The sequence below is a fragment of the Streptococcus sp. 449_SSPC genome (assembly GCF_001073005.1).
Lineage (GTDB): Bacteria > Bacillota > Bacilli > Lactobacillales > Streptococcaceae > Streptococcus > Streptococcus salivarius_F.
Map to the genome: position 1 here is coordinate 1 of NZ_JVGR01000012.1, position 13,989 is coordinate 13,989.

A 13,989-nucleotide genomic window follows, 5' to 3' on the forward strand; every position below is an offset into this window, starting at 1 on the left:
CGACGAACAAGGTCACTGGACAGGTGATGACGCTACAACAGGTAAAGTTATCGAAGGCGACAAGAACGTAACTTACGTCTACAAACTTAAAGAACAACCAGCACAACCTAAGGGTAATGTATATGTTCACTATGTAGACACTGAAGGTAAGACAATTAAAGCATCTGTAACAGATGAATTGGCACAACCAGTAGGTAAAGACTACGATACAGTTGTAGACAACCGTCCAAAAGAAATCGAATTCGAAGGTAAGACATACGAATTGGTACCAGCAGGTAACTACAAAGTAGGTCAAGTCGACGAACAAGGTCACTGGACAGGTGATGACGCTACAACAGGTAAAGTTATCGAAGGCGATAAGAATGTAACTTACGTTTACCAACTTAAAGAACAACCAGTACAACCTAAGGGTAATGTATATGTTCACTACGTAGACACTGAAGGTAACACAATCAAAGCATCTGTAACAGATGAAAAAGATCAACCAGTAGGTAAAGACTACGATACAGTAGTAGACAACCGTCCAAAAGAAATCGAATTCCAAGGTAAGACATACGAATTGGTACCAGCAGGTAACTACAAAGTAGGTCAAGTCGACGAACAAGGTCACTGGACAGGTGATGACGCTACAACAGGTAAAGTTATCGAAGGCGATAAGAACGTAACTTACGTCTACAAACTTAAAGAAGATCCAACGAAACCTAAAGAAGGTGACGTAATCATCACATACGTAGACGAAAAAGGTAAAGAAATCAAGAAACCTCGTCAAGACACACCAAACTCACCATATGATACTCCATATAACACAACTGAGGAAGGTGAAAAACCTAACACAATCAAGACTCCGGACGGTAAGACATACAAGATCGTACCGAAAGGTGACTACCCAGTAGGTAAAGTTGATGGCGATGGACACCTTGAATCATCTGACCCAATTAAAGGTAAAGTTGATAAACCACGTTCAATCATCACTTACGTCTACAAAGAAGTGAAGGGTGACGTTTACGTTCACTATAAAGATACTGAAGGTAAGACAATCAAGACTTCAGTTGTTGATGAAAAAGATCAACCAGTCGATAAAGACTACGATACAGTAGTAGACAATCGTCCTAAGACTATCACAACAACTGATGGTAAAGTTTACGAATTGGTACCAGCAGGTAACTACACTGTAGGTAAAGTTGATGGACAAGGTCACCTTGAGTCATCAGACGCTACAACAGGTAAAGTTATCGAAGGACGTAAAGACGTTACTTACATCTACAAACTCAAAGAACAACCAGCTCAACCTAAGGGTAATGTTTACGTTCACTATGTAGATGAAAATGGTAACACTATCAAACAATCAGTAACAGATGAATTTGGTCAACCAGTAGGTAAAGATTACGATACAGTAATCGATAACCGTCCTAAGACAATTGTTACTGCTGATGGTAAAGTTTACGAATTGGTGCCACAAGGTAACTACCCAGTAGGTTCTGTAGATGGTGATGGTCACTTGACTACAACTGACCCAGTAACTGGTAAAGTAATCGAAGGCGATAAGAATGTAACTTACGTTTACAAACTTGTCGATACAACTCCAGAAAAACCAGTAACACCAACTCCAGGTAAACCTGAACAACCAACTCCAGGTAAACCAGTTGATCCAGCTCCTAAAGCTCCAGCTAAAGCTACTCCAGTTAAACCTGCACAAGAAATGGCACAATTGCCAAACACTGGTGAAGAGTCTAACGTAGCAGCTACAGCAGCTCTTGGATTGCTTGCAACTGCATCTGGATTGGCTCTTGCGGCAAAACGCAAAAAAACTGAGGAATAATATTCCTTCGACTTACCCCTAAAACTTATGAGTGATTAGTCCTAATAAAAACTAACTACTCTTAAGTAAGAATAAGCCGATTAGCTTCGTTCTAAAAAAGACACATTCCGATATGGGGTGTGTCTTTTTGTCGTTCTTGAAAATGAGAGAGCCTATCTTAATTGTTAGTCTAAGTCTCATTTAGCCTTAGCATTATAGAGGAGAGGATTAGTTTAGTAAGCTGAAATCTTAGATGTAGAAGAAGTAGATGTTGAATTTTAAGATAACTTTAGGTTTTATGTTGCAAAATGTAAGATGGGTGAAAATGCTATGAAACAAGCGTTTTCAGTATTTATACAGCATAAAGCGTTTGCAATCTTTTTTGAGGGAAATAATAGTTTATATTAGAACTTACAAGAATTTTATGATAAAATTTATCGGTGAGTTTTAATACATAAAACAAGAATGGAGTAGATATGTTTTTTAGAAGGAACGAAGGGGAATACCGCGAAACTGATCGCGTGACTCGTTTTAAATTGATCAAATCAGGTAAGCAATGGCTTCGTGCTGCGACATCCAACTTTGGACTCTTCAAGGTTGTTAAAGGTGGGGCAGATGCACCATCAGTTTCAGCGCAAAGTGTTGAAGAAAAAACACCGCTTCTCTCAGGGCAAGCTCTTCTTAAAGGGATTGCAGCAGCGGGAGCAGTGGCTGGAGGCGCAGTGGCAACTTATACAGCCCAAGCGGAAGAAACGACAACTCCAGCTTTGGAAAGCCAAGTAACTGCTAATCAAGATGTGGCAGTCAACTCTGAGTCAGTTGTATTGAGTGCGGCACCAGTTTCTGAAGCTTCAGCAGTAGCATCAACAAGCCAAGAGTCTACAAGCTCTTCAGTAGATGCTCAAGCAAGCACGGAAGCATCAGTTTCAGTATCACAATCTGTTTCTCAATCAGTTTCTGCTGAATTGTCACAAGCTATTTCAGAATCTGCATCACTCAGCAAGGAGTACTCAACTTCTGATAGCCAGTCAGAAACTGAAAGCACAAGTGGTTCAAACTCAGAATCAGCTTCTGCTTCAGCAACTTCAACAAGCTCAGTTGCTTCAGAAACTGCAAGCCAAGAGGATGAAAAAACTGTCTTGGATCAAAACATTTCAGAAGCAGAATTGCTTGTTAATATTGCTAAAAACTACCAAGCAAAATTAACAGACACAGTGGCTAAGGCTGAAATCCAAACTGCTATTACAACAGTTCAAGAAGAAGTCACTAAGTCAACAACATTGATCGCGGCATCAGCAACAAACGCGGCTTACGCAGAACAGCGTGAGCGTCTTGGTAATGCCGTTGATAACATGATGACAAAGCTGACAAATGCTGGATTCAATGGAAACTCTACAGTGAATGGCACTCCAGCTATCACTTCAAATCTTAACCTAGCGACTGGTGAGACTAAGGTTTATACAGGAAGTGGAACAGATACAAACTATAATGTTCCAATTTACTATACATTGAAAGTGACAAATGACGGGACAAATCTGAATTTTGTCTACACTGTTTCATATGTAAATCCTGCAACATCAACCCTTGGGAATATTTCAAGAATGTCTCCTGGATATTCTATCTATAATACAGGAACATCAACACAAACGATGTTTACCCTTGGTAAAGGACTTGGGACACCTTCAAATGTAACAAACTACATTACAGATTCGAGTGGTAATCAAGTTGCTACTCCAAAGTCTAATACTTCAACAGTTACGAAACAAGGTGATGGCTTTACTTGGGGTAATGGTTACCAAATGAATGGTACTCAGGCTAAGAAAAGTTATGGTTTAACATCGACTTGGACTGCTAAAATCACTGGTGATGATACATCCTTCACCTTCTCGCCTTATGCAGGTAAGACTGATACGATTGCCGTTAACTTCTTTAATGGTAGTCAGGTTATCGAGTCTGAATCTGAAGCTGATACAACGAGTGCATCTCTAAGTACTTCTCAAAGCCTCGTAGAAAGTGCTTCAACAGTAGAGTCAGAATCTGTATCAACAAGTAAGGTAGAATCTGCATCGGTTTCAGCATCTGAGTCAGAGGTTGTTTCATCTTCTCTTTCTCAATCAGAGGAAGCATCAGCCTCTCTTTCAGAGAGTATCTCAGAAAGTCTTCTTGAAAGTGCCTCAACAAGTGCTTCAGTGAGCGCATCACAGTTGGAGTCAAATTCAGTCTCTGCTTCAGAGAGTGCCTCAACGTCAACATCTCAGTCTGAGTCGAACTCAATTTCAGCGTCAGTAAGTGCGTCAACTTCGGCATCGCAATCAGTCTCAAATTATGAGTCAGCCTCTGTAAGCGAATCAGTTTCAGAATCACAGTCAGTGTCTAATTCAGAGTCAGCGTCAGAGAGTGCCTCAACGTCAACATCACAGTCTGAATCAAACTCAGAGTCAGCGTCAGTAAGTGCGTCAGTAAGCGAATCACAATCAGTGTCTAATTCTGCATCAGCATCAGAGAGTGCTTCTGTATCAGAATCACAGTCTGAATCAAACTCAGAATCAGCGTCAGAGAGTGCGTCAGTTTCTGAATCACAGTCTGCTTCAAACTCAGCATCAGCATCAGAAAGTGCGTCAGTTTCTGAATCACAATCTGCTTCAAACTCAGAGTCAGCATCAGTAAGTGAATCAGTTTCAGAATCACAATCCGTGTCTAACTCAGAGTCAGCGTCAGAAAGTGAATCAGTCTCAGAATCACAATCCGTGTCTAATTCAGAGTCTGCTTCAGAAAGTGCTTCTGTATCAGAATCACAATCAGTGTCTAACTCAGAATCAGCGTCAGAGAGTGCATCAGTGTCTGAATCACAGTCTGCTTCGACTTCAGAGTCAGTGTCAGTAAGTGCATCAGTTTCTGAATCACAATCAGTTTCAACGTCAGAGTCAGCATCGGTAAGTGCGTCAATTTCAGAATCACAGTCAGTGTCTAACTCAGAATCAGCATCAGAAAGTGCGTCAGTTTCAGAATCACAATCAGTGTCTAACTCAGAGTCAGCGTCAGAAAGTGCGTCAGTTTCAGAATCACAATCAGTGTCTAACTCAGAATCAGCGTCAGAGAGTGCATCAGTGTCTGAATCACAGTCTGCTTCGACTTCAGAGTCAGTGTCAGTAAGTGAATCCATTTCAGTAAGTGAGTCTTCATCATTGAGTGAATCACAGAGAACAAGTGCCTCAATCTCGACTTCAGAGTCAGAATCATTGAGTACGTCAAGCTCATTGAGTGCTTCTGCATTTGAAAGCCAGTCTCAAGCCTTCAGTGCTTCAATTTCTGCGATTATTTCAACTGTTGAGTCAATTTCGAACTCGGCTTCTAGTTTCATTTCAACAAGTGAATCTATTTCGACATCTAACTCAGCATCATTGAGTGAGTCGGCATCATTGAGTGCATCTGTTTCAGGCTCACAATCAGTATCTAATTCTGAAAGTACATCTGTAAGTGCTTCAATCAGTGAATCACAATCAGTTTCAAATTCCGAGTCTGCATCAACAAGTGCCTCTGTCTCAGAATCACAGTCTGTTTCAAACTCAGTCTCTGCGTCAGAATCATCAAGCACATCTGCATCAGTCTCTGCGTCAGAATCAGCAAGTACATCCGCATCAGTCTCTGCGTCAGAATCATCAAGTGCGTCAGCTTCAGCATCTGCGTCAGAATCATCAAGCACATCCGCATCAGTCTCTGCCTCAGAATCATCAAGTGCGTCAGAATCATCAAGTGCGTCAGCTTCAGCATCTGCGTCAGAATCATCAAGCACATCCGCATCAGTCTCTGCGTCAGAATCATCAAGTGCGTCAGCTTCAGCCTCTGCGTCAGAATCATCAAGCACATCCGCTTCAGTCTCTGCGTCAGAATCAGCGAGTGCATCCGCTTCGGTATCTGCATCTGAGTCAGCTTCAGCCTCTGCGTCAGAATCAGCAAGCGCCTCAGCTTCAGCCTCTGCGTCAGAATCATCAAGCACCTCCGCTTCAGTCTCTGCGTCAGAATCAGCAAGTGCCTCAGCTTCAGCCTCTGCGTCAGAATCATCAAGCACATCTGCATCAGTCTCTGCGTCAGAATCATCAAGCACATCGGCTTCAGCCTCTGCGTCAGAATCATCAAGCACATCCGCTTCAGTCTCTACCTCTGAGTCAGCAAGTGTGTCAGCTTCAGTATCTGCCTCAGAATCAGCAAGCACCTCCGCTTCAGTATCTGTATCAGAATCAGCAAGCACCTCCGCTTCAGTATCTGCATCTGAGTCAGCAAGTGCCTCAGCCTCAGCATCTGCGTCAGAATCAGCAAGCACATCCGCTTCAGCATCTGCATCAGAATCATCAAGCGCATCTGAGTCAGCATCTGCATCAGAATCAGCAAGCACATCAGCTTCAGCATCTGCATCAGAATCAGCAAGCACATCCGCTTCAGTCTCAGCGTCAGAATCAGCAAGCGCCTCTGAGTCAGCAAGCACATCCGCTTCAGTCTCTGCCTCAGAGTCAGCAAGTGCATCCGCTTCAGCATCTGAGTCGGCTTCAGCAAGCACATCCGCTTCAGTCTCTGCGTCAGAATCAGCAAGCACATCCGCTTCAGTCTCTGCATCAGAATCAGCAAGTGCATCTGAGTCAGTAAGCACATCCGCTTCAGTTTCAGTATCAGAGTCAGCCTCTACATCGGCATTCTTAAGTGCCTCTGAAAGCACAAGTTCAACAAGTATCTCAACGTCATTGAGTACATCAGCAAGTCTTTCAGCCTCAATGAGTGCATCAGAATCAACTTCTGAAGTGAAGGATCCTAAGCACAAACGTGGTAGCCAAGCGCTTCCTAAGACTGGTGAGGAAAACTCATCATTAGGTATGGCCTTGGGTGCTTTGGCAACTGCAACTGGTCTTGGATTTCTTGCCAAACGTAAGAAAGATGAAGAAGAAAGTGAAGACTTCTAAATCCTAGTAAGTTTAATCATTATCTTCTAGCTAGACAATCAAATATCCCCTATCGATTAGAGAGATTTCCTAATTGGTAGGGGATTTTTTTAGTCTGATATTTTAAAAATACAAATAGTTTTAATAAGTCTTAGGGTTAGCATTATTATCGTATTTTTAGGGAAATGAAAGAAAGGATTAATCGCTAGAAAGCAATCTTGAAATGAGATTTTTTGCTTAATTTTATGATAAAATTGAAAGGAGTGTTTTAATCAAAAATAAATGGAGTATATATGTTTTTTAGAAGGAATGAAGGTCAATATCGTGAAACCGATCGTGTGACACGGTTTAAATTGGTTAAGTCAGGGAAGCACTGGCTTCGCGCGGCGACGTCGAATTTTGGTCTTTTCAAGGTGCTTAGAGGGGGTGTGGATACACCGTCTGTTGCTTCCCAGCAGGTAGAGGTGGATGCACCTGCTTTTTCAGGTCAGACAGTGCTTAAGGGAGTGCTTGCAACTGGGGCCTTGCTTGGTGGCTCTGTTGCGACTCATGTGGCTCATGCGGATGAAATGACTGATCAGCCGATTTTGGAAAGTGAAGCAGGAGCTAAGACTGATCTCTTAGCTGCATCTGATTCCGTTGTTCTTGGAAACACGGAGTCTGTGTCCAGTGTTCAAGATAGCCAAGTAAATAGTCAAGCGTCATCTGAAACTGCGTCAAGACAGACTTTGGAGGCTTCTTTGAGTGAGTCTTTATCACTCAGCCAATCGGTGTCTGCTTCTGAATTAGCTTCTAAATCGACATCCTTGTCATTGAGTGCCTCGCTTTCAGTTTCATTGTCAGCTTCATTAGCTTCTAAATCGGAATCAGTAAGTCAGACGGATTCTTCTGCTCACAGTCAGTCTGAGAGTACGCTTGGAAAAACTTCAGAGCAAAGCGCAAGTGCCTCTGTTCAGTCAGTTAGCAAGAGTGATAGTAGTAGCGACTCTAAAGTGGGGATGACTCTTGTCAGCTCGGAATCAACCTTGTTGAACGCTTCCTTGACATCCGAAGTTCAAACGAATCGCCAATTGTCAGATACGGCGACTGGTCTGCTAGCTGCGTCAGTTGTGGCTGATGCTGAGCGTTTAGAGCAAGAAAAGCGACTCAAAGATTTAGCCTTAGACATTTATACCTATAAAGCTCAAGCTGTCGATTTGCCAAATACGGACGTTGCTATTCTCAAGGGAGATAAAGCTTTGGATGCTATTCGTGTCAGCCTGGCTGATCGTGACAGTGATGTGGCACCTACGATTGCTCAGGCTCGTCAGGCTAGAAATAGTCTTGCCAATGCGGTTCTTCGTGCGACATCTGGTCAACGTGATCCTCGTAATGGTTCTCGAATTGATGCTAATAGTAACCTCCGTGCACCTCAGTATAATTTAGGTTCGGCTAACAATGCCTTGATTTCTGTTTACAACTCTGACTACATCAATCAGGCTTATAATGTTGTTGAAACTATTCCTACACGAAATAGTATTAAAAGCATTGGCTACGCTTCTGGTAGTGATCGTGTGAATGGGATCAACGTGCCTCAGACCTCTGCATTGAAAAATAGTGCAGTGGCCTTTAATATTGTGGGGACTGTTGGGCAGACAGAGGTCGTAACGCCTGGGAAAATTTATAATGTTTCTTTTGTAGTGACTAATACGGCTAAGCAGTCAGTGACACGTACGCTTCGTATTCAGGTTTTGCCACAAAATGATGGTATTCGTAATCCGATTACGGCGGTGACAACGAGTACCTTTGTTAATGACACAAGTAGTCTCGCTCAGGCTGAAAAAGATAAGGTTTGGGAAGCATTTAAGACTGCTAACCCAAATATTGCCACTTCAAAGGACTTTAAATCTTATTCGGTTTCATCATCTGGTGTGGTGACCATTACTTATAAAGATAACACCACAAATGATGTGACGGCTCCGGTGAAGCGACTTGCAGCACCAACTGTTGAAACGAGATTATTGGACAAGGCTTACACACAGACGCCTGTAACGGTGACGGGAGCTGAGCCAGGTTCCACAGTCGTTCTATACAATAATGACGACGAAGTGGGAACAGCAGTGGCAGATGCTTCGGGTCAAGCGATTGTGACGCCGACTGTTAAGTTACAAACGGGTGGTGTAACAGCCAAAGCTCGCATCATGTATGGTGATTATGCGGTGTATTCAGATGCCAGTAATTCGGTGGCTGTAACGGACGGAACGCGTCCTGAAGTGACGGCCAAGTTGACTGTCGATGGTGTGGAACCTAAGTCTACGCCTCTCGAAGGTGGTGGGAAAAACTATACCCTCTATGCTGGTGATGATGCTGTTTTGACTTTCACAGCTACAGATGACAGTGGCAAGCTTAAAGAAATGAAAGTTGTTGCAAGAGCCGATTTGAATGACAATGCCTTGAACGGCAATTTCTTTGGTAGTAGCCAGTACGGAACTGGTAATATTGCACCGATTACGGGAGATATTACAGCTACGACTGATAATCCTGCAACCATCACAACGACCATTCATTTGAAGGATGACCTTTATCATTCTTTCCGAAACACATGGCAACGTAATGTTGCTGCTATTGACAATGCGTCAAATATGAACCGTCCAAATGGTTTGGGTGAGATTCGTATTACTCAGGGTCGCTTGTCAGATCGTACACCGGGTGTGGCACCGACAAGCACTATTCAGGTGACCAGCCTGACTGCCCTAACAGACGCAGATAAGAGTAAGATTATTGCGACAGTGTCTGCCTTGAATCCAGAGGTCGCCAACCGTATTAAGTCTTATACGGTTAATAGTGATGGTACGGTAACGATTACTTATAAAGATAGTACGACGAATGTTGTGACGGTGAAATTGTCGGATAGTGATTACAGCCAGTCAGTGTCGCAAAGTGTCAGTCAGTCTAAGCAGGAATCGATTTCTCAAAGTCGAAGTGAGTCTGTTAAGCAATCTGCATCGACCAGCCTTTCATTGAGCACGGTAGCCTCAAAAAGTGTCTCGAGTTCTTTGAGTGAATCTTTGAAGACAAGCCAATCTCGAAGTCAATCCGCTTCAACGAGTGCATCTTTGAGTACCGTGAAATCGGCGAGCGTTTCAAGTTCCTTGAGTGAGTCCTTGAAGACAAGTCAATCTCGAAGTCAATCTGCTTCAACAAGTGCGTCTTTGAGTACTGTGAAGTCAGCGAGCGTTTCAAACTCCTTGAGTGAGTCCTTGAAGACAAGCCAATCGCAAAGTGAATCCGCTTCAACAAGTGTATCTTTGAGTACTGTGAAATCAGCGAGTATCTCAAGTTCCTTAAGTGAGTCCTTGAAGACAAGCGTTTCACAAAGTCAATCTGCTTCAACAAGTGCGTCTTTGAGTACCGTGAAATCAGCGAGTGTCTCAAGTTCTTTGAGTGAGTCCTTGAAGACAAGTCTCTCACAAAGTGAATCCGCTTCAACAAGTGCGTCTTTAAGTACCGAGAAATCAGCGAGTGTCTCAAGTTCCTTGAGTGAGTCCTTGAAGACGAGCGTTTCGCAAAGTGAATCAGCATCAGCGAGTGCGTCTTTGAGTACTGTGAAATCAGCGAGTATCTCAAGTTCCTTGAGTGATTCCTTGAAGACAAGTCTTTCACAAAGTGAATCTGCATCAACAAGTGCGTCTTTGAGTACCGTGAAATCGGCGAGCGTTTCAAGTTCCTTGAGTGAGTCCTTGAAGACAAGTCTCTCACAAAGTGAATCCGCTTCAACAAGTGCGTCTTTGAGTACCGTAAAATCGGCGAGCGTTTCAAGTTCCTTGAGTGATTCCTTGAAGACGAGCGTTTCACAAAGTGAATCCGCTTCAACGAGTGCATCTTTGAGTACCGTGAAATCAGAGAGCGTTTCAAGCTCCTTGAGTGATTCCTTGAAGACGAGCGTTTCACAAAGTGAATCAGCATCAGCGAGTGCATCTTTGAGTGCCGTGAAATCTGAGAGTGTTTCGAGTTCATTAAGTGAGTCCGTTTCAACAAAGTTGTCTGTGTCAGAATCACAATCAGTCTCAAATTCTGAGTCAGCCTCAGTAAGTGGATCAGTATCAGAATCACAGTCTGTATCAAATTCAGAATCAGCCTCAGAAAGTACGTCAGTGTCTGAGTCACAGTCTGTTTCAACCTCAGAGTCAGCGTCAGTAAGTGAGTCAATTTCAGCATCACAATCAGTTTCTAACTCTGAAAGTGCCTCAGTAAGTGGATCAGTATCAGAATCACAGTCTGTCTCAAACTCAGAATCCGCTTCAGAAAGTGCATCTGTGTCTGAGTCGCAATCAGTTTCAACCTCAGAGTCAGCTTCAGAGAGTGAATCAACGTCGACATCACAGTCTGAATCGAACTCCGGTTCAGCATCTGTAAGTGAATCAATTTCAGAATCACAGTCTGTCTCAAACTCAGTTTCAGCCTCAGAGAGTGAATCAACGTCGACATCACAGTCTGAATCAACCTCAGAGTCAGCTTCAGAGAGTGCGTCAGTGTCTGAATCACAATCCGTTTCAACTTCAGAGTCTACTTCAGTAAGTGCGTCAATTTCAGAATCACAATCCGTGTCAAACTCAGAATCAGCTTCAGAAAGTGCCTCAGTTTCAGAATCACAGTCTGTTTCAACCTCAGAGTCAGCGTCAGTAAGTGAATCAACATCGGCATCACAGTCTGTCTCAAATTCCGAATCAGCATCAGAGAGTGCAACAGTGTCTGAATCACAGTCCGCTTCAACTTCCGAGTCAGCGTCAGTAAGTGAATCTATTTCAGAATCACAATCCGTTTCTAACTCTGAAAGTGCCTCAGTAAGTGCTTCAATCTCAGAATCACAGTCTGTTTCAAACTCCGAATCAGCATCAGTAAGTGAATCAACGTCGACATCACAGTCTGAATCGAACTCAGAGTCAGCATCGGTAAGTGCGTCAATTTCTGAATCACAGTCTGTATCTAATTCCGAATCCGCTTCAGAAAGTACGTCAGTGTCTGAGTCACAGTCTGTTTCAACGTCAGAGTCAGCGTCAGAAAGTGCGTCAGTTTCTGAATCACAGTCTGAATCAAACTCAGAATCAGCATCAACAAGTGCATCTGTCTCAGAATTACAGTCTGTATCTAATTCAGAATCAACGTCTGTAAGTGAATCAATCTCAGAATCACAGTCTGTATCTAATTCAGAATCAGCTTCAGAAAGTGCTTCTGTCTCAGAATCACAATCAGTGTCTAACTCAGAATCAGCATCAGAGAGTGCATCAGTTTCAGAATCACAGTCAGTCTCTAATTCAGAGTCAGCCTCAGTAAGTGAATCAGTTTCAGAATCACAATCAGTATCTAATTCCGAGTCTGCATCAACAAGTGCATCAATCTCAGAATCACAGTCTGTATCAAATTCAGAATCAGTGTCAGAAAGTGCGTCAGTATCTGAGTCACAGTCCGCTTCAACTTCCGAGTCAGCGTCTGTAAGTGCCTCAATTTCAGAATCACAATCAGTGTCTAACTCAGAATCAGCTTCAGAAAGTGCATCAGTAAGCGAATCACAGTCAGTGTCTAACTCAGAATCAACATCGGTAAGTGCGTCAGTAAGCGAATCACAATCAGTGTCAAACTCAGAATCAGCGTCAGAAAGTGCATCAGTAAGCGAATCACAGTCAGTGTCTAACTCAGAATCAGCATCTGTAAGTGCGTCAGTTTCTGAATCACAATCAGTGTCAAACTCAGAGTCAGCGTCAGAGAGTGCCTCAGTTTCAGAATCACAGTCTGCTTCGACTTCAGAGTCAGCGTCAGTAAGTGAATCCATTTCAGAATCACAATCAGTGTCTAACTCAGAATCCGCTTCAGAGAGTGCCTCAGTTTCAGAATCACAGTCTGTTTCAAACTCAGAGTCAGCATCAGAGAGTGCGTCAGTTTCAGAATCACAATCCGCTTCAACTTCCGAGTCAGCGTCAGAAAGTGCCTCAGTTTCAGAATCACAATCAGTGTCTAACTCAGAATCCGCTTCAGAGAGTGCGTCAATTTCTGAATCACAATCTGCTTCAACTTCAGAATCAGCGTTAGTAAGTGAATCAGTTTCAGAATCACAATCAGTGTCTAACTCAGAGTCTGCATCAACAAGTGCGTCTGTCTCAGAATCACAATCTGTATCAAATTCCGAATCAGCTTCATTAAGTGCGTCAATTTCTGAGTCGCAGTCTGTATCAAATTCTGAATCCGCTTCATTAAGTGCGTCAATTTCTGAGTCGCAGTCTGTATCAAATTCTGAATCCGCTTCAGAAAGTGCATCAGTTTCTGAGTCGCAGTCAGTGTCAAACTCAGAATCAGCGTCAGAGAGTGCATCAGTTTCAGAATCACAGTCTGCTTCAAACTCAGAATCAGCGTCAGTAAGTACTTCAATTTCAGTTAGTGAGTCTGCATCATTGAGTGAATCACAGAGCACAAGTTCCTCAATCTCGACTTCAGAGTCAGAATCATTGAGTACGTCAAGCTCATTGGGTGCTTCTGCATTTGAAAGCCAGTCTCAAGCCTTTAGTGCTTCAATTTCTGCGATTATTTCAACTGTTGAATCTATTTCGAACTCAGCTTCAAGCTTCATTTCAGCTAGTGAGTCGCTTTCGACATCTAACTCAGCATCATTGAGTGAGTCGGCGTCATTGAGTACATCTCTTTCAGGATCACAATCAGTTTCTAATTCCGAGTCAGCCTCAGAGAGTGCATCGGTGTCTGAATCACAGTCTGTCTCAAACTCCGAGTCAGCGTCAGTAAGTGCTTCAATCTCAGAATCACAATCAGTCTCTAATTCCGAGTCTGCATCAACAAGTGCGTCTGTATCAGAATCCGTTAGCACATCAGTTTCTGAATCTGTGTCGGAATCAGTCAGCGCATTTGAGTCAGCTTTTACATCAGCATCCTTGAGTGCCTCTGAGAGCACAAGTGCTTCAACAAGTATTTCAACTTCGTTGAGTACCTCAGCAAGTCTATCAGCCTCAACAAGTGTATCTGAGTCATTGTCTGCGTCCGCTTCAGCATTAGCCTCAGAGTCAACTTCTGTAAGTACCTCAATTTCCGAGTCTGCATCAACAAGTGCCTCAGTCTCAGAATTACAGTCTGTCTCAAACTCAGTCTCTGCGTCAGCCTCAGCAAGTGCATCTGCCTCAGAAACTGCTTCATCAAGCGTTTCAGTATCCGAGTCAGCTTCTACATCAGCATCCTTGAGTGCCTCTGAAAGCACAAGTGCTTCAACAAGTATTTCAA

General features: G+C 43.1%; 3 protein-coding genes and 2 pseudogenes. 3 read left to right on the forward strand and 2 right to left on the reverse strand.

Annotated features, from left to right (window positions below; genetic code table 11):
* From ADH51_RS02345 to ADH51_RS10250, 3 genes and pseudogenes are all read left to right on the forward strand, one after another.
* Window positions 1–1,819: MucBP domain-containing protein (locus ADH51_RS02345; RefSeq protein ID WP_048674165.1), on the forward strand; the 1,819-nt coding region annotated here is incomplete at its 5' end.
* Between the two features lie 455 nt (window positions 1,820–2,274).
* Entirely contained in the window at window positions 2,275–6,750 is a 4,476-nt protein-coding gene (locus ADH51_RS02350) for an accessory Sec-dependent serine-rich glycoprotein adhesin (RefSeq protein WP_048674167.1), read from the forward strand.
* A gap of 272 nt (window positions 6,751–7,022) precedes the next feature.
* A pseudogene (locus tag ADH51_RS10250) lies at window positions 7,023–9,593 on the forward strand (accessory Sec-dependent serine-rich glycoprotein adhesin); the annotation flags it as partial.
* Window positions 9,594–10,087: 494 nt separating this feature from the next.
* Here the strand turns inward: ADH51_RS10250 and ADH51_RS10255 are convergent.
* Together ADH51_RS10255 and ADH51_RS10260 are read right to left on the reverse strand one after the other, a co-directional pair.
* Complete coding sequence (locus tag ADH51_RS10255; RefSeq protein WP_048674169.1) at window positions 10,088–13,174, reverse strand: hypothetical protein; 3,087 nt, start codon at window positions 13,172–13,174, stop codon at window positions 10,088–10,090.
* A gap of 81 nt (window positions 13,175–13,255) precedes the next feature.
* Window positions 13,256–13,989, reverse strand: a pseudogene (locus ADH51_RS10260) (hypothetical protein); the annotation flags it as partial.